At 45.7% G+C, this 420-nt stretch carries 1 protein-coding gene; it reads right to left on the reverse strand.

What is annotated here, in order from left to right; genetic code table 11:
• On the reverse strand, positions 1–420 hold a 420-nt coding region (locus tag KJQ99_RS09910; protein ID WP_214150741.1), incomplete at both ends, for an MFS transporter.

Below are 420 nucleotides of genomic sequence, written 5' to 3' on the forward strand. Positions count from 1 at the left end.
GCCCAAAACGGGACCGACTGCGCGACCCAATGCCGGAAACGCGGTAACGAGTCCCTGATACTTCCCTTTTTCGCTAAATGAGCTGAGGCTTGAGACAAAAGCCGGGAAAGTCGGAAAAGTCAGCACCTCGCCCAAAGTAACAATGGCCATTGATAAAACAAAATACGGATAGCTTTTTGCAAAAATCAATGAGCTGAAGCCGATGACAAACAAAACGATACCCAAGTAAATCTTATGCGTTAGTTTGGTTTGAAATGATGCGTCAAAGCGATTGATCAGTGGCTGAATCAAGACAATGATAATACCGTTGAGCGCCCACAGCAAACTGTAGTTTTTAACGGGAATTCCAAACTGTCCCATGTAAACCGACAAAGTGCGCTGCCATTGCGAATAGCCGACGTCGATTGCAAAATACAGTGC

This window comes from Campylobacter sp. 2018MI13 (genome assembly GCF_018501135.1).
In the GTDB taxonomy this organism is placed as follows: domain Bacteria; phylum Campylobacterota; class Campylobacteria; order Campylobacterales; family Campylobacteraceae; genus Campylobacter_E.